This window comes from Paramicrobacterium fandaimingii, assembly GCF_011751745.2.
GTDB classification, from domain to species: domain Bacteria; phylum Actinomycetota; class Actinomycetes; order Actinomycetales; family Microbacteriaceae; genus Paramicrobacterium; species Paramicrobacterium fandaimingii.
On sequence record NZ_CP061170.1, the window covers coordinates 560,080 to 583,010 of the forward strand.

21 protein-coding genes and 2 tRNA genes are annotated in these 22,931 nt (G+C 63.0%); 15 read left to right on the forward strand and 8 right to left on the reverse strand.

Going from position 1 to position 22,931, the window contains the following annotated elements; all coding sequences use genetic code 11:
- Positions 1 to 3: 3 nt before the first annotated feature.
- The 4 genes from HCR84_RS02705 to HCR84_RS02720 are packed head-to-tail and all read right to left on the reverse strand — an operon-like array spanning position 4 to position 4,722.
- Positions 4 to 1,425, reverse strand: coding sequence for a GH1 family beta-glucosidase (locus HCR84_RS02705; protein WP_166982340.1), 1,422 nt, complete (start codon positions 1,423 to 1,425; stop codon positions 4 to 6).
- Positions 1,425 to 2,309: a carbohydrate ABC transporter permease gene (locus HCR84_RS02710; protein WP_166982338.1), complete on the reverse strand. Its 885-nt coding sequence runs from the start codon at positions 2,307 to 2,309 to the stop codon at positions 1,425 to 1,427. The genes HCR84_RS02705 and HCR84_RS02710 overlap by 1 nt, the downstream gene beginning before the upstream one ends.
- Positions 2,306 to 3,346 (reverse strand): carbohydrate ABC transporter permease, encoded by a 1,041-nt coding sequence (locus HCR84_RS02715; protein WP_166982336.1) that lies wholly within the window; start codon positions 3,344 to 3,346, stop codon positions 2,306 to 2,308. The genes HCR84_RS02710 and HCR84_RS02715 overlap by 4 nt, the downstream gene beginning before the upstream one ends.
- Positions 3,347 to 3,396: 50 nt before the next feature.
- Positions 3,397 to 4,722, reverse strand: a complete 1,326-nt coding sequence (locus HCR84_RS02720) for an ABC transporter substrate-binding protein (protein ID WP_434063549.1) — start codon at positions 4,720 to 4,722, stop codon at positions 3,397 to 3,399.
- 227 nt (positions 4,723 to 4,949) lie between these two features.
- Between HCR84_RS02720 and HCR84_RS02725 the strand changes: the two genes are divergently transcribed.
- Positions 4,950 to 5,843, forward strand: coding sequence for an amidase domain-containing protein (locus HCR84_RS02725; protein WP_166982334.1), 894 nt, complete (start codon positions 4,950 to 4,952; stop codon positions 5,841 to 5,843).
- Between the two features lie 207 nt (positions 5,844 to 6,050).
- Here the strand turns inward: HCR84_RS02725 and pgm are convergent, their stop codons facing one another.
- A complete protein-coding gene (gene pgm / locus HCR84_RS02730; RefSeq protein ID WP_166982332.1) occupies positions 6,051 to 7,673 on the reverse strand; it encodes a phosphoglucomutase (alpha-D-glucose-1,6-bisphosphate-dependent) in 1,623 nt (540 codons plus the stop codon).
- A gap of 64 nt (positions 7,674 to 7,737) precedes the next feature.
- Here pgm and pheA point away from each other — a divergent pair, with 64 nt between their 5' ends.
- From pheA to gdhA, 4 genes are all read left to right on the forward strand, one after another.
- Positions 7,738 to 8,697, forward strand: coding sequence for a prephenate dehydratase (gene pheA, locus HCR84_RS02735; protein ID WP_166982330.1), 960 nt, complete (start codon positions 7,738 to 7,740; stop codon positions 8,695 to 8,697).
- 39 nt (positions 8,698 to 8,736) lie between these two features.
- Positions 8,737 to 9,261, forward strand: coding sequence for a hypothetical protein (locus HCR84_RS02740; protein ID WP_166982328.1), 525 nt, complete (start codon positions 8,737 to 8,739; stop codon positions 9,259 to 9,261).
- The gene (locus HCR84_RS02745) at positions 9,258 to 9,779 is read left to right on the forward strand and encodes a hypothetical protein (RefSeq protein WP_166982326.1); all 522 of its coding nucleotides are present in this window, start codon (positions 9,258 to 9,260) and stop codon (positions 9,777 to 9,779) included. Before HCR84_RS02740 ends, HCR84_RS02745 begins: the two co-directional genes overlap by 4 nt.
- Before the next feature lie 172 nt (positions 9,780 to 9,951).
- Positions 9,952 to 11,277: an NADP-specific glutamate dehydrogenase gene (gene gdhA / locus HCR84_RS02750; protein ID WP_434063566.1), complete on the forward strand. Its 1,326-nt coding sequence runs from the start codon at positions 9,952 to 9,954 to the stop codon at positions 11,275 to 11,277.
- A gap of 99 nt (positions 11,278 to 11,376) precedes the next feature.
- On the opposite strand, the gene HCR84_RS02755 is transcribed toward gdhA, so the two are convergent.
- Complete coding sequence (locus HCR84_RS02755) at positions 11,377 to 12,420, reverse strand: diacylglycerol/lipid kinase family protein (protein WP_166982322.1); 1,044 nt, start codon at positions 12,418 to 12,420, stop codon at positions 11,377 to 11,379.
- A 36-nt stretch (positions 12,421 to 12,456) separates the two neighbouring features.
- On the opposite strand from HCR84_RS02755, the gene serS reads away from it, so the two are divergent.
- From serS to HCR84_RS02795, 8 genes are all read left to right on the forward strand, one after another.
- On the forward strand, positions 12,457 to 13,722 hold the full coding sequence (gene serS, locus HCR84_RS02760) for a serine--tRNA ligase (protein WP_166982320.1): 1,266 nt from the start codon (positions 12,457 to 12,459) through the stop codon (positions 13,720 to 13,722).
- Positions 13,719 to 14,510, forward strand: a complete 792-nt coding sequence (locus HCR84_RS02765; RefSeq protein ID WP_166982318.1) for an HAD family hydrolase — start codon at positions 13,719 to 13,721, stop codon at positions 14,508 to 14,510. The genes serS and HCR84_RS02765 overlap by 4 nt, the downstream gene beginning before the upstream one ends.
- Before the next feature lie 64 nt (positions 14,511 to 14,574).
- Positions 14,575 to 14,662: transfer RNA gene (locus HCR84_RS02770), tRNA-Ser, on the forward strand.
- A gap of 176 nt (positions 14,663 to 14,838) precedes the next feature.
- Positions 14,839 to 16,077, forward strand: coding sequence for an LCP family protein (locus HCR84_RS02775; protein ID WP_166982316.1), 1,239 nt, complete (start codon positions 14,839 to 14,841; stop codon positions 16,075 to 16,077).
- An 89-nt stretch (positions 16,078 to 16,166) separates the two neighbouring features.
- Positions 16,167 to 16,256: transfer RNA gene (locus tag HCR84_RS02780), tRNA-Ser, on the forward strand.
- 153 nt (positions 16,257 to 16,409) lie between these two features.
- Entirely contained in the window at positions 16,410 to 17,357 is a 948-nt protein-coding gene (gene sigJ / locus HCR84_RS02785; RefSeq protein ID WP_166982314.1) for an RNA polymerase sigma factor SigJ, read from the forward strand.
- A gap of 60 nt (positions 17,358 to 17,417) precedes the next feature.
- Positions 17,418 to 17,774: a DoxX family protein gene (locus tag HCR84_RS02790; RefSeq protein ID WP_166982312.1), complete on the forward strand. Its 357-nt coding sequence runs from the start codon at positions 17,418 to 17,420 to the stop codon at positions 17,772 to 17,774.
- Positions 17,775 to 17,845: 71 nt separating this feature from the next.
- The gene (locus HCR84_RS02795) at positions 17,846 to 18,052 is read left to right on the forward strand and encodes a CsbD family protein (RefSeq protein WP_166982310.1); all 207 of its coding nucleotides are present in this window, start codon (positions 17,846 to 17,848) and stop codon (positions 18,050 to 18,052) included.
- A gap of 100 nt (positions 18,053 to 18,152) precedes the next feature.
- Here the strand turns inward: HCR84_RS02795 and HCR84_RS02800 are convergent, their stop codons facing one another.
- Positions 18,153 to 18,980: a DUF1206 domain-containing protein gene (locus HCR84_RS02800; protein WP_166982308.1), complete on the reverse strand. Its 828-nt coding sequence runs from the start codon at positions 18,978 to 18,980 to the stop codon at positions 18,153 to 18,155.
- Between the two features lie 208 nt (positions 18,981 to 19,188).
- Here HCR84_RS02800 and HCR84_RS02805 point away from each other — a divergent pair, with 208 nt between their 5' ends.
- Together HCR84_RS02805 and HCR84_RS02810 are read left to right on the forward strand one after the other, a co-directional pair.
- Complete coding sequence (locus HCR84_RS02805) at positions 19,189 to 19,455, forward strand: DUF7218 family protein (RefSeq protein ID WP_166982306.1); 267 nt, start codon at positions 19,189 to 19,191, stop codon at positions 19,453 to 19,455.
- Between the two features lie 33 nt (positions 19,456 to 19,488).
- Complete coding sequence (locus HCR84_RS02810) at positions 19,489 to 20,745, forward strand: cytochrome P450 (protein WP_166982304.1); 1,257 nt, start codon at positions 19,489 to 19,491, stop codon at positions 20,743 to 20,745.
- Between the two features lie 257 nt (positions 20,746 to 21,002).
- Here HCR84_RS02810 and HCR84_RS02815 read toward each other — a convergent pair whose 3' ends face one another.
- Positions 21,003 to 22,907, reverse strand: coding sequence for an FAD-binding monooxygenase (locus tag HCR84_RS02815; protein WP_166982302.1), 1,905 nt, complete (start codon positions 22,905 to 22,907; stop codon positions 21,003 to 21,005).
- Between the last annotated feature and the right edge of the window lie 24 nt (positions 22,908 to 22,931).

Genomic DNA, 22,931 nt, shown 5'->3' on the forward strand with positions numbered 1-22,931 from the left:
AGCTTAATGCGCGGATGCCGTCTCGCTGCGAACATCGGAGCGAACCTGCGCGATCAGCTCGGAGTATGCGCGGCCCGAGTCTTTCACCGTGCGTTCGAGCGTGTCGTAGTCGACCCGCACGATGCCGAAGCGCTTGTCGTAGCCCCACGACCACTCGAAGTTGTCGAGCAGCGACCACACGAAGTAGCCGCGCACGTCGGCGCCGTCTGCGATCGCGTCAGAGATCGCCTGCACGTGGTCGCGAATGTATGCAGTGCGCTCAGGGTCATGCACACGACCGTCATCCGAGACCACGTCGTCGTATGCGGCGCCGTTCTCTGTGACATACAGCGGAGGGAGGTTCGGGTACTCACGGCCAAGACGCGTGAGCAGCACGCGCAGCCCCGAGGGGTTGACCTCCCAGCCCATTGCCGTGCGGGGCAGCCCGCGTGAGGGGAACGCGAGGTGCTCGCTGCCGATCCAGGGGGAGCGGATGCTGCGGTCCGTCGCTCCGGAATGACCGTCAGAGCCCTCCGCGGGGTGCCCCGAGACCTGGTCGTCGTGGTAGTGGTTCACGCCGAGAAAATCGATCGGAGTGCCGATGATCTGCAGGTCGCCCGGCTTGATCAGCTCGCGCAAACCGAACTGCTCAAGGTCGGCGAGAGTGTCGTCTGCGTATGCGGCCGTGACGATCGGCTCGAGAAACACGCGGTTCTGCAGCACGTCGAAACGGCGAGCCGCCTCCACGTCCACGGGGTCGTTCTCGTCGAGCGGTATCGCGTTTGACAGGTTGAGGGTGATGCCGAGGCTCTCGGCGCCGAGCTCGCGAAGCCGGTTAACGGCGAGCCCGTGCGCGAGGTGCTGATGGTGGATGGCCGCAACCGCGGCATCCGGTTCTTGCCTGCCCGGCGCGTGAACGCCGGCCGCGTACCCGAGCAGCGACGAGCAGAAGGGCTCGTTGAACGTCGTCCAGTGCTTCACGCGGTCACCGAGAGCGTCGTACATCACCTCGGCGTAGCGCACAAAGCGCTCGGCCGTCTCTCGGTTCGCCCAGCCCCCGCGCTCCTCGAGAGCCTGCGGAAGATCCCAGTGGTACAAGGTCATCCAGGGCAGGATTCCGGCCTCGAGCAGCTCGTCGACGAGTCGACTGTAGAAGTCGACGCCCTGCTGATTGACGTCGCCGTCGTCAGGCAGCACACGCGACCAGCTCGTCGAGAAGCGGTAGGTGTCGAGACCGATTTCGCGCATGATCGCAACGTCTTCGCGATAGCGGTGGTAATGATCGACGGCGGTCTCGAGATTCTCGCCTCGGGCGACCGCGCCCGGCACGCGGGCGAAGGCGTCCCACACGGAGTCACGCTTGCCCTCCTCGTGGCCTGCGCCCTCAACCTGAGCGGCAGCGGTGGCGGATCCCCACATGAATGTCGGCGGGAAATTGAGTGTCATCAGCCCTTCACGGCTCCTTGCATAATTCCAGAAATGAGTTGCTTGCCTGCCACTACGAAGAGTACAAGCAGCGGGACGGTTGAGAGTATCGCGCCGGCCAGCACGATCGAGTAGTCGACATAGTGTGCCGACTGCAGCTGACTGAGAGCTGTCTGCAGCGTCGGGTTCGTTGAATCGAGCACGAGCAGCGGCCAGAGAAAGTCGGTCCAAGCGGTCATGAACGTGAACAGGGCGAGGATCGCCATGGCGGGGCGCGCGGCGGGAACCGCGACGTGGAAGAAGGTGCGAATCATATTCGCGCCGTCGACGCGGGCCGCCTCGAGAAGTTCGTCTGGAATGACGTCGACGAGGTACTGCCGCATGAAGAACACCCCGAAGGCTGTGACCAGCAGCGGAATGATGACCGCGCCGATGCTTCCCGTCCAGCCCCACGTGCGCATCAGCATGAAGAGCGGAATGATGCCGAGCTGGGTTGGGACGGCGAGCGTGGCGATGACGAACACCATCAGGCCATTGCGGCCGCGAAAGCGCAGCTTGGCAAACGCGTAGCCAGCGAGTGTCGAGAACGTCACGACAGACAGGGTGACGACGCACGAGATGATGAGGCTGTTGCCGAGTGCCTTCCAGAACGGAATCGATTCGAACACCACCTGCGCGTTGATCCAGAATCGTCCGCCGGGAAGCAGCGGCGGCCACGAGAGGCCGAAATCCGAGTTCTGACGGGTCGACATGACGAACGACCACCAGAGCGGGTACGCGGAGCACACGAGAAACACCGTGAGAAGCCCGTACGTGAGAAAGCCTGGGCGGCGATCGATGCCGAAGAAGCGGCGGCGCCTCGGAGCATCCGGTGCTGTCTTCTTCTGCGTGACTGCGATGCTCATCGCGAGACCTCCTTGTTGCGGTACGCGGCCAATCGTCGCTGGCGTCTGGTCGTCGATACCTTTGTCTCTGCCGTTGCGATCGACCTTGACAATAGGAAGTTGATCAGCCCGATGCCGACGATGATGAGAAACAGCAGCCACGCGATGGCTGACGCTTCGCCGAAGTTTTGTCGGAAGAACGCCATCTCCCAGAGGTAGAGCACTGTCGTCTGGAACTGCCGCTGAGAGCCGCCAGCCGTCGCCGCATCGAACATGCGGGGTTCGACGAAGATCTGCAGACCCCCGATGGTCGCCGTGATGATGACGAAGACCATGGTTGGTCGGATGCTGGGGAGAGTGATGCTGAAGAATCGGCGCAGCATTCCGGCGCCATCGAGCGCCGCGGATTCGTGCACGTCGCGGGGGACTGACTGCATGGCGGCAAGCAGGATGAGAGCGTTGTAGCCCGTCCAGCGCCAGTTCACCATCGTGGCGATGGCAATGTGGCTCGGCAGCGTGTCGGTTTTCCAGCCGATGGCGTCGAGACCGAAGTTCTGCAGCATGTTGTTGATGAGGCCGTAGTCCTCACTGAACATGTTCGAGAAGATCAGTGCGACGGCGGCAGGGGTGACGACGTAGGGAAGCAGGATGCTCATGCGCCAGAACGTCTTCGAGCGAATGTTCTGGTCGAGGATCGCAGCGATGAACGTCGCAGCGATGAGCTGCGGAATCGACGAGAGCACGAAGATGCTGAACGTGTTGAACAGCGAGTTCCAGAAGAACTCGTCCTGCAGCACGCTGACGAAGTTGTCGATGCCGACGAAATCGCCCTGGCCTTTGAGAAGGTCCCAGTCATAGAGAGAGACGACGAACGTATAGATGAGCGGAAAGAGGCCGACGAGCCCGAAGACGATGAAGAACGGGGCGACGTAGGCGTAGGGGGACGCCTTGACGTCGAGGCGGCTGAGCCAGTGGCGCCGACGCTCGGCGCGGTCTGGCGTGCGTGGGGAGGAGGAGTGGGAAGGCGTTGTCTTGCCCGGGGTGAGTGTCGCAGTCATGAGAGCCCAATCGTGTGGGGCTCCCTGGTCTCCCAGGGAGCCCCGTGGCATCAGTTGTCGATGACGAGTTCCTGCAGAAGGTCGAGTGCCTTCTGCCAGGCTTCATCTGCTGTCGCTTCCTGCTGGTCGAGCAGGTTGAGCGCTGGTCCGAAGACGTTCTCCTGAATCACGGAGTCGTCCGGGCCCTTGAACTGCGCCTGAACGCCCTTGGCGCGCTCGGCGAGAATCGCTCCGGTCGGCGCGTTGTTGAAGAGCTCGTTCGGGGTTGCTTCCTCGGCGAGAGTCTCTTCTGCCTTGATCGTGCTGGGGAAGTTGCCCGCAGCCTTTGACTGCTTGACCTGCTGCTCAGGGTCGGTCAGCCACGCGGAGAGCTCGGCTGCCGCCTCGATGTGCTCCGATGAGGTGGGAACCGAGAGGAACGAGCCGCCCCAGTTCACCGGACCGCCGGGGTAGACGTCGGCGAAGTCCCAACCTGTGCTGGCATCGCCGCCGCCGGATTCAAGCGAGCCCTTGATCGTTCCGAGCATCCAGCCTGGGCAGACGAACGTGGCGAAGGAGCCGTCAACGAATGCCTTGCCTCCACCCCAGTCCCACGCGGTCTGTGCGGCGGACTGTCCGTTCAGCGTCGCCTCGGCGAGCTGGTTGAAGCGATCGTGCATCTCAGAATTGCCCTCGATGTTCAGGTCGCCGTCTGAGGTGTAGTACCCCTCGTCCATCTGGTTGACCATGGAATTCCAGACGAAGCCCGAGTGGTCGTACCAGGCCTTGCCGGTCTTCTCTGTGTACTCGGCGCCCAGTTCGAAGTAGGTGTCCCAGCTGGCGTCGTCGCCGCCGAAGAGGTCGGCGACATCGTCGCGATCGGTCGGCAGTCCGGCCTGCTCGAAGAGCGGGCCGTTGAAGCAGAGGCCGGTCGGGCCGATGTCTGTGCCGTAGCCGATGACGCGGCCGTCGGGGTCGGTTCCCTGGTCGAACTTCCAGTCGAGCCAGCGGTCCTTGATGTCTTGTGCGCCGTAGTCGTTGAGGTCGACGAAGCGGTCGGAGACCTCCATGATGGCGCCGAGCCAGCCTTCTTCGACCGCGACGATGTCGCTCAGCCCAGAGCCCGCGGCGATCTTGGTGAATGCATCGGTGCGGGCGTTTCCACCCGTGTCGATGTTCGTCGGCTTGATTGTGATGTTCGGGTTCAGCTTCTCGTATTCCTTGTACAGGTCGTCGTAGCCGAAGGTGCCGAACGTCGTGATGGTGAGGGTGATGTCTTCATCACCGGATGCTGCTGAGCCGCCGTCTGCTGAACAGCCAGTGGCCAGCATCGCGAAGGCTGCAACACCGGCAACGGTTCCTGCTGCCTTGGTGCGTCGTGAGAGTTTCACGGTCACTCCTTTGTGGATGGTTGATGTGGTGGGACGGTAGTGCCGATACGTGAGAGCGCTCTCATTTGGGGGCGTGAGAGCGCTCTCACGCAATCTGGACAAGACTCTAGGCCGCACAGAGTCACTTTGTCAACGGGCACTCGCGAGAGCGTCGCCACAGACCTTCAGGTTGCGTCACACGGGGATCGCCTAAGATTGGGAAGATCCGGTTTCCCTGTTTTCAAAAGGCATCTATGCGTCGCACGTCCCGAACCGCTGTCGCAACAGCGCTGTTCGCCGCTGCCGCGATGCTTCTCGCGGGGTGCGCAGTTGCCCCAGCGGATGCCGTGTCACGGCAGGAGCCCGATCGCCCCGTGCCGTCGGCCACAGCAACCCCGGTTGCGATTCCGACGGTCACCGAGGTCTCACCGGCATCCGGATCTCTCTCGGGCGGCGAGACCGTCACTCTCACGGGAGAATCGCTGTCGCAGGTGACGTCAGTGAAATTCGGCGACCAGACAGCGAGCGACCTCGCCGTCGTCGACGAGAAGACAATCACCGTCGTCGCCCCGAACCAGGCAACGTACCAGGCTGGTGCCGTCGACGTCACAGCGATGATCGGTGAGCAGGCTGCTCCGGCATACGACGAGCTCAGGTACGAGTACTCCGCAGAGACCGACGTCGACAGGCAGATGCAGTACGCGCTGACCTACTGGAAGGACTACAACGACGAGGAGTGGGGCGATTACAACCCGCTCGGCGGTGATTGCGCCAACTTCGTGTCGCAGACCCTCGCCACGCGCGGCTGGGAGCAGACGCCGACGTGGCGCAACAACTCGGGCAGCGCGACGTCTGCCTGGTCGTTCGTTCCCGCCCTCGACAGCTGGCTGCAGACAGTTCCCGGCGTCACCCGGCTGAGCAGCGACCAACGCGATCAGGTGGCCGTCGGTGACGTCGCGGTGTTCAGCTGGAGCGGAACCGGCTATCGCGACCATGTGATGATCGTCTCCGACGTGATCACGAACGACGATGGCAGCATCGACGTCAAGCTCGTGGGGCACAACGTCGACGACGACTTCCGTGACCTCGATGAGACCCTCACCGAGGAGCACCCCGGCGGCGACGTCTGGTTCTACTCGATTCCGTAGCGGGGAGCTGGCAACCGCGTTATCGGACCGGGCCCCTGGAGGTGCGCGCCCCAGCGCCCCCTGGTTGGCATGAGGATGTTCAATCATTCGGATCTCCCGTGAGACACGCCGCGATTTGGGCGACGACACGCCGGTATCGGGGTCGGGCCTCCGAATGAGTAAACGGTCGAGCGCGCGACTCAGCGTCACAGATCGACGAGAGGTGTATCAGCCTTTGAGTGCCGCATCGACAATGGTCTTCGCCTCGGTGAGCACCTGCTCGAGATGATCTGTGCCGCGAAACGACTCGGCGTAGATCTTGTAGACGTCTTCTGTGCCGCTCGGGCGCGCAGCGAACCACGCGTTCTCGGTGACGACCTTCACACCGCCGATTGCCGCGTCGTTGCCTGGCGCGTGCGACAGCTTCGCGGTGATCTGCTCGCCCGCAAGTTCGGTGGCATGGATGCTGTCGCCGTCGAGCTTCTTCAGAATTGCCTTCTGCTCGTCGGTCGCGGCGGCGTCGACGCGGCGGTAGGCCGGATCGCCGAAGCGCTCCGTGAGCTGCGCGTACAGCTGCGACGGGGACTTTCCGGTGACGGCACGAATCTCGGCGGCGAGAAGGCAGAGCACGATGCCGTCTTTGTCCGTCGTCCAGACTGTGCCGTTTGTGCGCAGAAAGCTCGCGCCCGCGCTCTCTTCACCGCCGAAGCCCACCGAGCCATCCACGAGCCCAGGCACAAACCACTTGAAGCCGACCGGAACTTCCCACAGCGTGCGATCGAGGGATGCTGCGACACGGTCGATCATCGAGCTTGAGACGAGGGTCTTGCCGATCGCGGCATCCGGATTCCACCCCGTACGGTGCTGGTAGAGATAGTCGACGGCCACGGCGAGGAAGTGATTGGGGTTCATCAGCCCCGCGTCTGGCGTGACGATGCCGTGCCTGTCGGCATCCGCGTCGTTGCCGGTGAGAATGTCGTAGTCGCCCCGATGGTTCAGAACCGACGCCATCGCGGAGGGGCTTGACGGATCCATGCGGATCTTGCCGTCCCAATCGAGGGTCATGAACCGCCACGTGGGGTCAACGAGCGGGTTCACGACGGTGAGGTCGATGTCATAGCGGTCGGCGATCGCCTGCCAATAATGCACGCTTGCGCCGCCGAGCGGGTCGGCGCCGATGCGAATATCCGACTTTCTGATCGCCTCCATGTCGATGATGTTCTCGAGGTCATCGACGTAGCGACCGCGAAAATCGTACGTGTCGACGGCGCTCGGTTCGGCGCGCTTCACCTCGGCGAGGCCGCCTTCGATCAGCGCGTTGGCGCGATCGGCGATCCGCGATGTTGCGTCGCTGTCGGCCGGCCCGCCGTGCGGTGGGTTGTACTTGAAGCCGCCGTCGCTCGGAGGGTTGTGGCTCGGCGTGATGATGATTCCGTCGGCGCGATTATGATGCGCCGGGTCGTTGTTGTACAGCAGAATCGCGTGGCTCAGCGCTGGCGTCGGCACGAAATCGTCGAATTCGTCGACGAGCACGTGCACTTTGTTGCCCACGAGCACTTCGAGCGCTGTGGTGCGCGCCGGAGCGCTCAGCGCGTGGGTGTCCGCGCCGAGAAAGAGCGGCCCCTCGACCCCGATCGATGCTCGATACTCCACGATCGCCTGCGTCGTCGCGGCAATGTGGTCGTCGTTGAACGCCGTGTTCAGCGAGGAGCCTCTGTGCCCGCTTGTTCCGAATGCCACGCGCTGAGAGGCGATCTCGGGATCGGGTTTGAGTTCGTAGTACGCGGCGATCAGTGAGTCGATGTCGACGAGGTCGTCGTCGGTGGCGAATGTTCCAGCACGCTCGGTCATGCGCCCATTCTCTCAGTGCCGGTTCCGCCAGTGCACATTGTCTCGGGCGACTAGGCTCGATGCTATGCCTCAGAACGACGCCTCCGTCCTCCGCACGTACAGCTATCTCGGGCCGCGCGGAACGTTTACCGAGGCAGCTCTTGCGCAGGTGGCAGAAGCCGAGGGTCAGATCTGGCGCAGCGTCAACAACGTCGGGGAGGCGTTCTCCGACGTCGCGAGCGGCGTCTCTGATGGGGCCGTCGTCGCTCTCGAGAACTCGATAGACGGCGGCGTTTCCGCCGCGCAGGATGCCCTGGCCACAACGGCGGGTCTGCGCATCATGGGGGAGTACCTCGTGCCCGTCGACTTCACGATCGTCGCGCGGCGCGGAATGACGCTCGAGCAGGTGTCCCACCTCAACGGGCACCCGGTTGCCTACGCGCAGTGCCGGCGCTGGATTGAGAAGCATCTCCCCGGGCACACGCACATCCCGTCAACAAGCAACGTCGCCGCCGCGGCGAACCTGCTCGAGAGCGATGTCGCCGACGCCGCCATCGCTCCACCGAACATCACGGAGCACTACGACCTCGAGGTGCTTGCCGAGCACATCGGCGACAACATCAACGCCGTCACGCGTTTCGCACTCGTGACGACGTCGCGCAGCATCCCCGAGCCGACAGGCGCAGACAAGACGAGCTTCGTCGCCGAGCTGCCCATCGACCAGCCGGGCGCCTTGCTCGACATGCTCGAGCAGCTCTCGACGCGCGGCGTCAATATGACCATGATCCAATCGCGGCCCATCGGAGACGAATTGGGCCGGTACCGGTTTGTGATCGACGTCGACGGGCATATTCGCGATGAGCGCGTCGCCGATGCGCTCATGGGCATTCACCGGTTCAGCCCCCGCGTCACCTTCCTCGGCTCCTACCCGAGGGCAGACAAGGCGCCCGTGCGGTTCGATGCCCGGTATGACGACGACGTCTACATCGAGGCCCGCGACTGGCTGCGCGGCCTCATCTCGGGGGAGCCCACCCCCGAGGCGTAGAAGAACACCGCACGCCGCGTTTCACCGAAGGAGCTGAACGTGCCCGACTCGACATCAGAATTCGACCCCCGTTTCGACCCGCGATTTCAGCCGGGCTTCGACCCTGAGGTGCACAGCGAACAGTCGCGTGGGCCGCGTGATTCACCGACAGAAGCGCCGACCGTGGCCGATTCCAACGACGAGGTACCCGTCGTGGATGCTGACGATCTTGCACACGGGGGAGCCCTCGATGGCGACGAGCACGAGGCAATGGATGCCGCGGCCGCACCACCGCGCAGCGGTGTCGTGTTGATGCTGCGCAACCCCTTCGTGTGGACCATCGTCGTTCTCGGAGTCGGCCTCGTCGCCTGGTCCCTGACCGCCTACTCATCGGCGATCGAGACGACGGCGAGCATTTTCTCTGGAGCGATCGGACGCAGCGACGAGACCATGACCGAATACGCGTCTGCGCAGTTCGCGATCGGCATCGCTCCGTTCACACTCGTTGTCGGCATCCTCGCCCTCGTCGGCGTCGTCTTCTTCGCCGCGGTGACGTGGTGGCGTGAGCGCGCGGCACAACGATGACATCGCGCATCTCGTGGCGGGCTCTCATCACGACGGTCGTTGGCATCGTTCTGCTCATCGGCGGTTTGCTCACAGTCTGGGGTGGGCTGGCGCAGAGGTACGAGTCCGCGCATTCAGCGATCAGCGTCCACGAGCAGAAGCCACCGTCCGATCTCAATGAGTACACGTACTACTCGTTCGAAGGTGACGGCAGCGGTGCTCTCGACGACAACCTCTCGTCGATGCTCGAGAGCATCAGGGCGCTGCTGCTCTCTGACGCAGAAGCGTCAGGATCGTTCAATGTCCCCCACCTGGACGTCTACGTCGAGGAGGCGAGTCTCGTTGCTGTGTCAGGGGAACCGCCTCGGGATCGGCCGTATCGCTACGGCATCTACTTTCAGCCGTGGGCGCCCCACGGGTACATGATTGCGCCGTTCGTCGGAGGCCTGATCACGTTTGCCGGGCTCTTTTGGATGGCCGCACGGTGGCACCTGACAGCATCCGTTCGACACCGTGAGATTGACGAAACCCCGCTGTAACAGCGAAACTGTGTCTGGCCCCACGAAAGGTCATACCCCCTGTCTCGGTGCTTAGCGTGCCGCAATCCCATATGCGCGTGCCCGCCAAGACGAGCTTCAGCCAAAGCAGCCTGATGCTTCGACGTAACTCACAGAAAGACCGCATGTGACGAATTCCTCCGTCAGTGACTACATCAGCTCCGTCTACGAAACTGCCGCGCGGCGCAATGCGAACGAGCCCGAGTTTCACCAGGCTTTGTACGAAGTGCTCGAGTCGATCGCCCCCGCGCTGATCGAGCACCCGGAGTTCATCGAGGCAGGCATTCTCGAAAGGCTTGTCGAGCCGGAGCGTCAGGTGATGTTCCGCGTTCCGTGGACAGATGACGGCAACAGGGTCCACGTGAACCGCGGCTTTCGCGTGCAGTTCAACTCGGCACTCGGGCCGTACAAGGGCGGACTGCGCTTCCACCCGACGGTCAACCTCTCAATCATCAAGTTCCTTGGTTTCGAGCAGATCTTCAAGAACGCGCTCACAGGGCAGGGAATCGGTGGCGGCAAGGGTGGCAGCGACTTCGACCCGCACGGCAAGTCAGACTCAGAGATCATGCGGTTCTGCCAGTCGTTCATGGACGAGCTTTACCACCACATCGGCGAGTACACGGATGTGCCTGCGGGCGACATCGGCGTCGGCGGGCGTGAGATCGGCTACATGTTCGGTCGGTTCCGCAAGCTGACAAACCGCCACGAGTCAGGCGTGCTCACGGGCAAGGGCCTCGGCTGGGGCGGCGCCCAGGTGCGCACAGAGGCAACGGGCTACGGCGCCGTCTTCTTCGCCGAAGAAATGCTCGCCGTGCGGGGCGAGGGCATCGACGGACGCACAGCGATCGTCTCGGGCTCCGGAAACGTCGCCACCTACGCGATCGAGAAGGTGCAGCAGCTCGGCGGCAAGGCCATCACAGCATCCGACTCGTCTGGCTACATCGTCGACGAAGAGGGTGTCGACGTCGACCTGCTGAAGCAGATCAAAGAGGTTGAGCGTCTGCGCATCTCGGAGTACGCCGCACGCAAGTCGTCTGCGCGCTTCATCGAGGGCGGCTCTGTGTGGGATGTGACCGGCGACATCGCCCTTCCGAGCGCCACACAGAACGAGCTCAGCCTTGAGGCTGCAGAAACGCTGATCAAGAACGGTGTCGTCGCCGTGTCTGAAGGTGCGAACATGCCGACGCAGCCCGATGCCGTTCATGCATTCCAGAAGGCAGGCGTGCTGTTCGGGCCGGGCAAGGCTGCGAACGCGGGCGGTGTTGCAACGTCAGCTCTCGAGATGACGCAGAACGCCTCGCGCGAGCGCTGGTCGTTCGACGACAGCGAGCGCCGCCTTCACGACATCATGCGCAACGTGCACCGTTCGGCGTATGAGGCTGCCGAGCGCTACGGTCACCCCGGCGACTACGTCGTTGGCGCGAACACGTCGGCGTTCGTGCAGGTTGCCAGCGCGATGCAGTCGCAGGGCGTCGTCTAGCCGAGTCAGTACTCAGCACCAACGTGTGCCACTTAGCGCGGCTTGCCCTGAGCTGAGGCCGCACAAAGTGGCACACGTTTTTGTGCGGGCAGCGGTAGATCAGGCCCTGTCTGCGGCGGCGGTTTCTGCCGCAGCGGCAGCGCGCTGCTTGGCGGCTGCGCGGGAGCGCGGGACCGGCACCTTCACGGTGAGCGCGAGTGGGTCAACCGTGAAGCGCGTTGCCGTCGTCGTTCCGATCTCGTCGCCATCGAGCTCGAGCTGCTGCGGGTCGTCTGGCTTCACCGTCACCATGGGCGAGCGCAGGTACGTCACCGTGCGGTCGCGACCCTCCGTCGCGGTGAGGATGCGTCGCCCGATGCTGGAGCGGCGCAGCACGCCGTTCTCCCAGCGCACCTTGCGCCACACTTGCAGCCACCCGAGAGCGCCCTTGGGCTGAAGCACAGCCAAGTCGAGCTTTCCGTCGTCGATCTTGGCGTCGGGGAGCAACTCGATGCCGGCGGGAAGCGTGCCGCAGTTGGCGACGAGGATCGTGCTGACGTGGGCGCTGTGGGGCGCCGACTCGGCGAGCTGGTAGCGAATGCGAAACGGCTTGAGGTCGGCAAGCGAGCGCACGACAGCATCCGCGTAGGCAAGCCAGCCAACCGACTTCTTCAAATCGTCGTTGGTGTTCGCGATCATCTGGGCGTCGATTCCCATGCCCGCCATCACGAGAAACACATACTGCTGCGCTGGCCCGTTCTCTGCGCGAACCTCGGCGATGCCGACATCGATAGCGCGATCGTTGCCCGCATAGGCGATGGACACCGCCTGCTTGACGTTGCCGAGCGGAAGATCGAGGTTGCGCGCAAGCAGGTTTCCCGTGCCTGCCGGAACAATGGCCAGCGGCACGCCGCTCGAGCGCAATCCTTCCGCGACGCAGCGCACGGTTCCGTCGCCGCCCGCAGCGACGACGACCGATGCGCCCTTCTTGACAGCCTGTTTGGCCATGGACACACCGGGGTCGTCGATAGTTGTCGCGATGAAGAGGGGTTCGCCCCACCCGTGCTCGACGGCGCCCTCGGTGATGATCCGCTTCAACTTCTCGGCATCCGTCTTGACCGGGTTGAACACGACTGCCGCGAATTTCTCGCCTTCGACGCTCATAGAAGAAACTTACCCGGTTCCGCATAGACTTGGCCTGTGATTGATCCCGTAATTCTGCGCGAAAACCCCGATCTCATCCGACGCTCGCAAGTAGCACGCGGCTCCCGAGTCGAACTTGTCGACGAGGCGATCGAGGCGGATGCCGCGCGGCGACGCGCAATCGGAGTCTTCGAAGAGCTGCGTGCAGAGCAGAATGCCTTCAGCAAGAAGGTCGCGAGGGCGCCGAAAGATGAGAAGAAGGTGCTCATCGCGGAGGTGCAGCAGCTCGCCGCGCGTGTGAAAGACGCACAGCGCGCGTCGAGCGAGGCTGAAGACGCCTTCACGACGGTGGTCCGCGCGATCGAGAACGTCATCATCGAGGGCATTCCCTCGGGCGGCGAAGACAACTTCAGGCTTCTGCGCACTGAGGGAGAACGGCCCACGTTCGACTTTGCGCCGCGCGATCACCTTGAGCTCGGCGAGACGCTTGACGCGATTGACATGGCGCGCGGCACGAAGGTGTCGGGTGCGCGCTTCTACTACCTGAAGGGCATCGGCGCGCGCCTGGAGCTCGCTCTCATGACGCTGGGTCTCGACCGTGCGCTCGAGGCGGGCTTCATCCCGCTCATCACGCCGACGCTGGTGAAGCCGGAGATCATGGCCGGAACGGGATTTCTCGGAGAGCACTCCGATGAGGTGTACAAACTCGAGGCAGACGATCTGTACCTCACGGGAACGAGCGAGGTCGCGCTCGCCGGGTACCACGCCAACGAGATCGTCGACCTGTCGAACGGCCCTCTTCGCTACGCCGGCTGGTCGACGTGCTACCGCCGCGAGGCCGGTTCGCACGGAAAAGACACGCGCGGCATCATTCGCGTTCACCAGTTCAACAAGCTCGAGATGTTCGTCTACACCGATCCCGCAGATGCCGAGGCCGAGCACGAGAGGCTGCTCGCCTGGCAAGAGGGAATGCTGCAGAGCCTCGGGCTCAGCTACCGGGTGATCGACACGGCCGCAGGCGACCTTGGTTCGAGTGCAGCCCGCAAGTTTGACGTGGAGGCGTGGGTTCCCACGCAAGACGCCTACCGCGAGCTCACCTCGACGTCGAACTGCACAACGTTTCAGGCGCGCCGACTCGACACGCGCCACCGCACTGATTCGGGCAAGACGGCTCCGGTTGCGACTCTCAACGGAACGCTCGCGACGACGCGCTGGCTCGTCGCACTGCTCGAGACGCATCAGCGTGCCGACGGCTCTGTCGTGATCCCCGAGGTGCTGCGCCCGTACCTTGGCGGGCTCGAGGTTGCGGAGCCCGTGGCGTGACAGCCACGCCAAAGCTCATCGCGCTCGACGTCGACGGAACCGTTCTTCACGAAGACGGCGAGGTGTCCGCTGCCGTGCGCGACGCTGTTGCGACAGCATCCGCAAACGGCCATGAGGTGATGCTCGCGACGGGGAGAAGCTGGGAGTCGACACGGCCGGTGCTCGAACAGCTGAACCTCGTGAGTGACTACGCGGTGTGCGCGAATGGCGCCGTGATCATGAAGCGCGTCGGCGATGACTACGTGCGACACCACGTCGAGACGTTTGACCCGACCGAGGTTCTGCGCCTCATTCACAACCACCTCGACGACGGTCGCTACCTCATCGAGTACCCAGACGGCAACCGCCGCTACACCGAGGGCATGACCGACTGGAACCTCGATGGCGCTGAGAAAGTCGGGTTCGAGCAGCTGCTTGAGAAACCGGTGTCGCGCGTCGTCGTGGTGTCGCCCGATCACGACGAACAGGATTTTCTGAAGGTCGTCGAAGACATGGGGCTGCACAAGGTCACGTATGCGATCGGCTGGACGGCATGGCTCGACATTGCGCCGTTCGGGGTCAACAAATCGACGGCCCTCGAGCACGTGCGATCGTGGCTCGGCATCGACCGCAACCTCGTCATCGCGGTCGGAGACGGGCGCAACGACATCGAGATGCTTCGCTGGGCTGGACAGTCTGGCCGCGGTGTCGCCATGGGCCAGGCGCCAGATGAGGTGAAGGATGCCGCGACTTTCGTCACGTCTGATGTGGCAAGTGACGGCCTCGTTTCCGTTCTCGCGTCGGTCTGACCGCACCGAATCGTTCACACTCCCTCGGTCAGGTAGAATCGTTCGCGCCGTCTTTCGACGGTGAGGAGGGCTGTCCGAGCGGCCGATGGAGCTGGTCTTGAAAACCAGTGGGCAGAAATGTCTCGTGGGTTCGAATCCCACGCCCTCCGCCAGTTTTTCGCACGAAAAGAATGCTGCTTCAGCAAAGCTTCGGCGACTCCTGAGCATCCTTCAATCGGATTTTCAGCAGCGTGTGCGTAAAATCTATGCACTAAGGGCCGTTTGCTCCCCGAATCACGGGTCGAAGAGCGGTATCTTGCACATCTGTCCCCTGTGAGAGGAAACTTCAGTGGCGCGACGAGCCGTAGCCGTTGCCCGTCATGGCAAGCTGCCGAGGCGCAGTCCGTGGACGAGTGTCGGCAAGTTCGTCGCAGCAAGCCTCGCAGTCGTGCTCGTGAGCACGTCTGCCGTTGTCGCGTGGGCCATCAATGACGTTGTGCAGACGGCGCCCGAGGGAGTGACGCTCGCGGGGGAGACACCCGGACAGGTGATCCCCGACATCAACTCGATCGAGGGCGGCGCCAACGTGCTCGTGATCGGCAGCGACAGCCGCGAGGGCCAGGGAGATGGCTACGGCTCGCACGAGACGGCAAAGCTCAATGATGTGACGATGCTTCTGCACATCGCCGAAGATCACAGCAATGCCACAGTCGTCAGTTTTCCGCGCGACATGTATGTACCGATTCCCTCGTGCCCGAAGGTTGACGAGAACGGCAAGCCGACAGGCGAAGACCACTATGCGATGAGTTCGCAGAAGATCAATACGTCTCTTTCCTATGGCGGAATGGCGTGCACCGTGCTCACCGTCGAAGCGCTGACGGGGCTCGACATTCAGTACGCGGCAATGGTGCAGTTCAACGGAGTGATCGCGCTCTCGAACGCGATCGGCGGCGTCGAGGTGTGTCTTGCCGAGTCGATCAAGGACTCGAAGACCGATCTTGACCTGCCCGCGGGCAATGTCTCACTGAAGGGCAAAGACGCGCTGCAGTTTCTGAGAACGCGGCACGGCGTCAGCGACGGCTCTGACCTGGGACGCATCAGCAACCAGCAGCTGTTTCTCTCTGCGCTCGTGCGCGATCTCAAGTCGGCCGAGACCCTCACCGACCCGGTGAAGCTCTACAGCATAGCCAAGGTCGCGGCGACGAACATGACGTTCTCGACGAGTCTCAACAACATCAACACGATGGTGGGGCTTGCCAAGTCGCTGTCTGAGATTCCGACAGACAAGATCACGTTCGTGCAGTACCCGAATTTCTACCAGGGCGACGGTGTCGCTCCGCTGACCAGCGACGCCGAGACGCTCATGGACGCCATCAAGGCAGATAAGAACCTCTCGGTCACGGGTGGCACGGGTGGCTCGATTCCCGAAGACGGCGAGACCACAGAGCCTCCGGCGACGACCGATCCCAATGCGACGGAAACCCCCGATTCCACGGAGGCGCCCGATGATGGAACTGTGGAGTTGCCCGATTCGATTCACGGCCAGAACGCCTCGCAGGTGACCTGTGCAGACGGAAACGGGTATTGATTCGGATGCTGCGAGCGGCAGCATCCGCATGATTCGCCGCTGAGGCTCGCACCCGTTATGATTGAACCCGCGCTCCTCGCGGGGCGCATGGAGACGTCGCATAGTCCGGCCGAGTGCACCACCCTGCTAAGGTGGAGTCCCCTCTAAGGGGACCGAGGGTTCAAATCCCTCCGTCTCCGCACTTTTGCAGGCTCTTCCCATCTTCGTCGGGGTACCTTGCGGGCTGCCTCATCTCGTCTGGAACGTCGCGGGGTGCGACGCCACATCACATTTCCTCGCCCTGTCTTGTCGGACAATTGAAGGCAGAAGGCGTGCCGGGGAGCGAGGAGACGATGTCTGACCCGACCGAGCGTGGAGGCAGGTCGCGGAACCTGAGCGTGATCATGGGCGAACGACGCCAGCTCATCAACGTAGCGTATCGGCTCCTCGGCACATTGGCCGATTCCGAGGATATGGTCCAGGAGACTTACGCGCGCTGGTACGCGCTCTCCCAGCAGGAAAGGGATGCCATCGATTCCCCAGGCGCTTGGATGAGCCGGGTGATGAGCCGACTGTGCCTCAACGCGCTGAGTTCGGCGCGCGCTCGTCGGGAACGCTTCGTGGGCGAGTGGATGCCCGAGCCGCTGCCGGAACCGACGGAGTGGGTAAGCGGCCGGTCGGGTTCCACCGCCATCGATCCGGCCGACCGAGTGACCCTCGACGAGTCGGTCTCAATGGCTTACCTCGTAGTGCTGGACTCAATGACCCCGGCAGAACGCGTCACGTTCATCTTGCACGACATCTTCCGTTACCCGTTCGCAGAAGTGTCTGAGATCGTCGGGCGCAGCGCAGTCGCGTGCCGCCAACTGGCTTCTTCGGCCCGACGCCGAATTCGTGCTTCCGACGCACTGACAATGACTCCAACGGGTCAACAAGCCCGGGTCATCAAGGGCGTCAAGCACGCGTGCGACGTTGGGGACATGGGCATGCTCGTCGGCCTGCTGGATCCGGAAGCAACAATGGCTGCCGACGGTGGGGGTCTGGCCAAGACTGCGCTTCACCCGATCCGTGGCGCTGAGCGAATTGCTCGCTATGCGCTCGGGGTCATGGGTGAGCCTGACGACACGACAGTTCTGGAGCGCACGGTCAACGGTCTGCCCGGTCTCGTGCTGCAAAGAGAAGGAGTCACCGTCACCGTTGCGGCGTTCCAGATTGAGGGCGATCGAATCACACGGATCTGGGTGATCCGGAATCCCGAAAAACTCCGACAGTGGACGGAGAATCATCAGGACGAGTGGTGAGACCGAGGTGAATCCTGTTGCAGATCACAAGACCGATGTGGCGAACGAAACGGAGAGAACGTGCAGGTTGCCTACGTCATCGCCAGCATTGTCGGTGTGGTGTTCAACGGCGGTGCCGCCGTCATCTACCTGATTGGCCACGAGTACCCCAAGAGCCAGGCGGATATGAAAGGCGTACCCCGAAGGTACGTTCCCGTGCTGGGCACCCTGCTGGCGGTCGGCGCAATAGGGTTGCTGGCTGGACTCGTCGTGCCACCGATCGGGGTTGTTGCCTCAGCGGGTCTTGTGCTGTACTTCATGGGCGCAATCCTCGCGCATCTGCGAGTAGGATCCCGTGACATCCTTGGCGGAATCGTCTTCCTGGTGATCGCGGTGACCATCCTCGCTCTCGGTGTCGTGCGGCTCGAACTCGCCTGAGGGTTCCTGTGAGCACCTTGTCGCGCGTGGCTTCGCGTCGTAGTGTGAGGTCACGACGAAGGGGGTTCTATATGGGTTTCGGAGATAAGGCCAGCAACGCTGCCGAAGACGCAAAGGGCAAGGCCAAGGAGACGGTTGGCGATGCCACGGACAACGAGGACCTCGCGAATGAGGGCCGCGCTGACCAGGCAAGCGCCTCCGCTAAGAAAGCCGGCGAAAACGTCAAGGATGCCGCTGACAACGCCTCGCAAGGCGTAAAGGATCTTTTCAACAAGTAGCGCATCTGCGCTCTGAACGGTCGGTGCCCCGCGAGATTTCGCGGGGCACCGCCATGTGCGAGGGCGAGTGCTGCGGCACAGGTATGAACGATGTCATGACTCAGTAGTCGTTTGCCATCTTGCCGTTCTTCGCCCGATAACCGAGGTAGAGCCCATAGCAGACAAGGCCGACTCCTGCCGCCGTGAGAAGTGTCGGCCCATATGGCTGCCGCCGCACGGTTTGAAAAACGGCGCTGATGCCTTCGGCCTTATCGGGGTTGTAAGCGAACGCGGAGTACGCCACGAGCGTGCCCGCTCCGCAGATGACGGCGCCCTTGGCGATATAACCAATGGTGCCGAGTACGACGGCCGCAGCGCCAACGACTCCCGTTGCGGAAATCAGGTCTTTCCGATGTGTGCGCCGCAGCCCTTTGACGATGAAGAACGTGCCGAAACCGAATATTGTCGCACCGAGCACGACCAGAAGAAGTCGGCCCGGCGTCGTCTGCATCAACTCAAGGCTCAGCTGCGACTTCTCTGACAAGCTCTCACGTCGCCGGGCATCGTCGAGGGCGAACGACGCCGTAGCCACGGCAAGAAAGATGTAGATGATGGCGAGTCCACTGGCGCTTGATTTCTTGAGAACCCGTTGGCGTTTGCTTGTGTAACGACGACCAAACAGCACCTCCAAGGTCTGCCATACACCGAGGGCCAGTAAGGCAATAAACGCCACCCAGAGAGCGATGAAACCACCAGGTAGGCCGGAAATTTCGCTCATGACACCGGCTTCGCTCGGTCTACCGCCATGAGCGATCACCATATGAATCGCATTCACGCCGATCAGCACGTGCAGGAGGCCGTTCATGGCAAATCCCGCGCGAGCGATGACTTCGAAGGTCGTTGAGTTCGTCGCGGCGTCCGCCGCTTCTGCTCCACTCGAATCCGACACGCTACGGCGCTTTGCGGCTAGCAGTGATCATACTGACCGAGTTTAATGATTTCGAAGCATCTTGATGACCTCGGTCTCTCTGACAACTCCAATGTATGGTGTGGCTGATCATTGGCGAATGAGAGTTCCCTCAGCATCCGCCCTCATTGACGTCAGACACCGTATCGTCGCGAGAAGCAGCACCGTTCGCGAGAGAAAGGTGAGTACAATGCCCGGACGCAAGAACTCCAGCCTCAAGAAGCCAGAGATGTACGAAGAGCTTCGTGATGAGGGCGCATCGAAGGAAAAGGCGGCGCGCATCTCGAACGCCGCGTCCAATCGGGGAAAATCGTCCGTCGGACGCAAGGGTGGCAAAGCGGGGGATTACGAAGACTGGACCGTTGATGAGCTGAAGTCGCGGGCCAAAGAGCTTGGGATCAGCGGCTACTCCGACAAACGCAAGTCAGAGATCATCACAATGCTCCGCAATCACTGATTCATCGATACCGAGCGAGGAGCGTGACGACGCATGACACTGTCGCAGCCGCATGATCTCGCTGAGGAACGGGCAATTCCCCGAATCGCCGGTGACCAGTCGATGGCGTTTCTCGCTGAGGGATACCGATTTGGTCAGCGTCGCTTCGACGAGTATGGCGCGGACGCATTCCGCACCCATCTCATGGGGCGGCCCGTTCTTTTTCTGCGCGGCACCGAGGCCGCCCGGTTCTTCTATGAGGGCCAGCGGTTCACCCGCTCTGGTGCCATGCCGCGTTCTGTGCAGCACTCGCTGCAAGACGAGGGCAGCGTGCAGGCGCTCGTGGGCGAGGCACATCACGAGCGGAAGGCTCTGTTTCTGAACCTCCTTGACGAGCGCGAGCAGGGCCAGCTTCGACGCTGTTTTCGCGACGAGTGGGATGCCGCGATCGGCAGATGGGGCTCGCGCCGCGTGCGGCTCTACGACGAGGCCGCCGATGTCTTGACGCGCGCAGCGTGCGCGTGGGCGGGGATCTCGATTGACGCAGCGGATGCCCGTCGCCGTTCGATCGAGTTTGTCGCGATGATCAACGGCGCGGGGTCATTTGGCCCGAAGAACTGGCGCGGACGAGCACTGCGCCTTCGTACGGAAAAGTGGGCGCGCACCGTTGTTCAGCAGGCACGAGAGAGCGATGACGACTCCGTGGTGACGCGACTTGTTCGCTATCGCGATGCGGATGGCGGTGGGCTCGACGATGAGACGGCGGCAGTCGAGCTGCTCAACCTCGTGCGTCCGACCGTCGCCGTTGCTCATTTCATCACCTTTGCCGCGCTTGCGCTGGAGCGGCACCCGCGGTGGGCCGAGCACGTCAGGGAATCCGACGATCAGCTGCGGAGCTTCGTGCAGGAGGTGAGGCGAACCGCACCGTTCTTCCCGCTCGTCGGCGGTACCGCCGATCGCCAACTCACCTGGATGGGCGAAGAGGTCGCCGAGGGGGCGTGGGTGATGCTCGATCTGTTCGCGACGAACAGGGATGCCCGGGTTTGGGATGATCCTCTGATGTTTCGCCCCGAGCGACACGACGCAGGCCCATCCCCGAAGGACGCATTGATCGCGCAGGGAGCCGGCGATTATGCCGATGGGCATCGCTGCCCTGGCGAACCCGCGACGATCGAGTTGCTTGAGGAGGCCGTTCTGCTTCTGACCCGTTCGATGCGCTACGACGTCCCCGAGCAAAATCTTCGGGTGGACCTCGGGACGCTGCCTGCTCGGCCGGCATCCGGATTTCTGATCGAGAACGTCACTAGCTGACCTCTGCGACGAAGGCGAGCGCCGAGGCGACGGCCTGCGCTCGCAGTTACGTCATCGCCGCGAGCGAAGTGGCAAGAACCGTGTGCGGACGCAGCCACCCGACGATGGCGATGCCTACGAGGGCGGCGAGCACGAGAGCCGCCCGTCCCAGCGCACACCCACACCACGACGCTGACGGCTGCGATCGCGGTTGCGCGAACCGTCCACGTCATGCCGCGCGATGCCGTGGCCGCCCGCGGTGCGGACATGGCTCCAATCTACGCCGAAGGGGACGGATGCTGCTCGAGCAGGCTCTGCGCGAAGAACGCTGTCAGCTCGTCCGTCGCGCGAAGCGGCAGCACGTTCGCAACGTACTGGTCTGGTCGCACAACGACGACGGCGCCGTCGCGACTGACGCCGCGCTGCTCAAAGATGTCGTCGTCTTCGAGCGTCGCGTACACCTTCTCGTAGTCGACAAGCTGAAACGGCCCGGTCTTCGGCAGGAATATCGTCGGGACGCTGCTGATATCGACGTCGTCAAGCCCCTGCTGATAGATCACCTTGACGTCGAACAGACTGTCGATGTCTGCGCCCGTCGGCGTGAATCGCGCGACAGGCGACTCGGGGCTCACTCGCATCCACTCTGCCCAGGAGGTGAGTGCAGACTGCTCGCCTGGCGCAGCGGCATCCGCGAAGGCATACACGCGCCAGCGCCCATCGGCGCGCGCATGGTGGCCGAGGTGAACCGGGTTGGTGTCGGCCACGCGCATGACTCGTGCCGATGTGAAGCGCTTGCCGAGGGCAAAGCCGCTCGCGAGCTGCTGATGCGCCGGCTCTCCCGTGATCATCGAGGGCCTGTACTGCGTCATGAAGCCGGCGGGGAACTCAGCTGTTGCTGTGTAGAAGTCGCTCAGCTCTTTCGGATTCGCGAACTCCTCTGGCTTCTTCGCCATCATCGTCGACCACTCCTTGTCGAAATCGATGAGGTTCTGTGCGATCTCCTGCCGCTCGCCTGAGTAGGTGCACAACAGTTCTTCCGGGCTGACGCCAGAGAGCACCTGGCCCAGCTTCCAGCCGATGTTGAAGCCGTCTTGCATTGACACGTTCATTCCCTGCCCGGCCTTGGCGCTGTGCGTGTGGCAGGCGTCGCCCGCAATGAACACCCGCGGATTCACCGTGTCGGTGTCTGCCGCGGGAACGTCGTCGAACTTGTCTGTCACGCGGTGCCCCACCTCATACACGCTCCACCAGGCGACGTTGCGCACCTCGAGCGAGTAAGGGTGAATGATGTCGTTTGCCTTGGCGATGATCGCTTCGATGGGCGTGTTGCGCACTTCGTGGTTGTCGCCTGCGCCGACGACGCCGAGATCGACGTACCAGCGGGCAAGGTAGCCGCCCTCGCGGGGAATGAGCAGAATGCTGCCGGACTCTGACTGAATGGCGCACTTGGTGCGCACATCGGGAAAATCGGTATCGGTGAGAACGTCCATGACGCCCCACGCATGAAATGCCTGGTCGCCGTCGAGCGTGCGGCCGATCGACTCGCGCACGGCGCTGCGGGCGCCGTCGCAGCCGACGACGTACTTTGCCGAGACAGTGCGAATCTCACCCTGCTGGGCGCCAGCGGTGCTGCGCAGCCTGACGCTCACAGGGTACTCACCCTCTGAATTGACCGTGAGATCGACGAACTCGTAGCCATAATCGGGACGAATGCGCCCCGGACCGTTCTCGGCACAGAACGAAAAGTAGTCGAGAACTCGGGCTTGGTTGACGATGAGGTGCGGAAATTCGCTGATGCCGTGCGGGTCGTCCCGCTCGCGTGCCGAGCGCACGATGTTCTGCGGGTTTCGCGGGTCGGGCGACCAAAAGTTCATCGACGTGATCTGGTATGCCTCGGCGATGATCGAATCGGCGAACCCGAACGCCTGAAACGTCTCGACGCTGCGAGCCTGGATGCCGTCGGCCTGACCGATTTCGAGGCGCCCGGGCCGTCGCTCAACGAGCCGCGTTGTCACGCCGGGGTACTGCGAGAGCTGAGCGGCGAGGAGCATGCCCGCCGGGCCGGAGCCCACGATCAGAACGTCGGTCTCGTCGGGAAGCTCCTCCGGCCGATCGAGCCCTGTGCCCGCAGCGGGTTGCACGCGGGGGTCACCAGAGACGTACCCGTGATGATGAAACTGCATCGTTGCCAATCCTTCCCTCCGACT

What these genes read in the sequence shown, in the direction of transcription:
- HCR84_RS02810 (WP_166982304.1), top strand. Translation starts at nt 19,489, where the DNA reads ATGACACTGTCGCAGCCGCATGATCTCGCTGAGGAACGGGCAATTCCC.
- HCR84_RS02805 (WP_166982306.1), top strand. Translation starts at nt 19,189, where the DNA reads ATGCCCGGACGCAAGAACTCCAGCCTCAAGAAGCCAGAGATGTACGAA.
- HCR84_RS02755 (WP_166982322.1), bottom strand. Translation starts at nt 12,420, where the DNA reads ATGAGCGTCGAAGGCGAGAAATTCGCGGCAGTCGTGTTCAACCCGGTC.
- HCR84_RS02715 (WP_166982336.1), bottom strand. Translation starts at nt 3,346, where the DNA reads ATGACTGCGACACTCACCCCGGGCAAGACAACGCCTTCCCACTCCTCC.
- HCR84_RS02725 (WP_166982334.1), top strand. Translation starts at nt 4,950, where the DNA reads ATGCGTCGCACGTCCCGAACCGCTGTCGCAACAGCGCTGTTCGCCGCT.
- pheA (WP_166982330.1), top strand. Translation starts at nt 7,738, where the DNA reads ATGCCTCAGAACGACGCCTCCGTCCTCCGCACGTACAGCTATCTCGGG.
- HCR84_RS02745 (WP_166982326.1), top strand. Translation starts at nt 9,258, where the DNA reads ATGACATCGCGCATCTCGTGGCGGGCTCTCATCACGACGGTCGTTGGC.
- HCR84_RS02705 (WP_166982340.1), bottom strand. Translation starts at nt 1,425, where the DNA reads ATGACACTCAATTTCCCGCCGACATTCATGTGGGGATCCGCCACCGCT.
- pgm (WP_166982332.1), bottom strand. Translation starts at nt 7,673, where the DNA reads ATGACCGAGCGTGCTGGAACATTCGCCACCGACGACGACCTCGTCGAC.
- sigJ (WP_166982314.1), top strand. Translation starts at nt 16,410, where the DNA reads ATGTCTGACCCGACCGAGCGTGGAGGCAGGTCGCGGAACCTGAGCGTG.
- HCR84_RS02795 (WP_166982310.1), top strand. Translation starts at nt 17,846, where the DNA reads ATGGGTTTCGGAGATAAGGCCAGCAACGCTGCCGAAGACGCAAAGGGC.
- HCR84_RS02815 (WP_166982302.1), bottom strand. Translation starts at nt 22,907, where the DNA reads ATGCAGTTTCATCATCACGGGTACGTCTCTGGTGACCCCCGCGTGCAA.
- HCR84_RS02710 (WP_166982338.1), bottom strand. Translation starts at nt 2,309, where the DNA reads ATGAGCATCGCAGTCACGCAGAAGAAGACAGCACCGGATGCTCCGAGG.